At 64.8% G+C, this 614-nt stretch carries 1 protein-coding gene; it reads left to right on the top strand.

Annotation, left to right across the window (positions count from 1 at the left end):
* On the top strand, positions 1-614 hold a 614-nt coding region (locus tag BTW07_RS18895), incomplete at both ends, for a tandem-95 repeat protein (RefSeq protein WP_144077004.1).

Below are 614 nucleotides of genomic sequence, written 5' to 3'. Positions count from 1 at the left end.
CCCAGGGCGTGCTTGCCAACGACAGCGATGTCGACGGCGGCACGCTGAGCGTCAGTGCAGTCAATGGCGTAACAGGTAGCGTGGGTCAGGCCATCACCGGCTCCAATGGCGGCACCTTCACGCTGAACGCGGATGGCTCCTACAGCTTCAATCCTGGCACGGCGTTCGATCGCCTGGCCGCGGGTCAGACCGACACCACCCAAGTTAGCTATACCGTCAGCGATGGTCAGGGCGGCACCGCCACCTCGACGCTGACCGTAACGGTGACCGGCACCAACGATGCGCCGGTCGCTCAGGCAGGCACGGCCACGACGGAAGAGAACACGCTGCTGACCGGTCAGGTCCCGGCGGCATCGGATGTCGATGGGACGATCGCCGGTTACGACCTGGCGACGGATGTCGGCACCGGCAATGGTTCATTGACGTTCAATGCCGACGGCAGCTACAGCTTCACGCCGGGCACCGACTTCGACGGTCTCGCCGCCGGCGAAAACCGCGACGTCACCTTCAGCTATACCGCCACCGATAACGACGGCGGCGTCAGCGAACCCAAGACGGTGACGATCACCGTCACGGGGACTAACGATGCGCCGGTGGCCGTCGCTGACACCCAA

It is taken from the genome of Salinicola socius, from assembly GCF_001937195.1.
Taxonomy (GTDB): Bacteria; Pseudomonadota; Gammaproteobacteria; order Pseudomonadales; family Halomonadaceae; genus Salinicola; species Salinicola socius.
The sequence above is the reverse complement of the archived record's forward strand: the minus strand, read 5'-3'. Positions and strand labels throughout refer to the sequence as shown.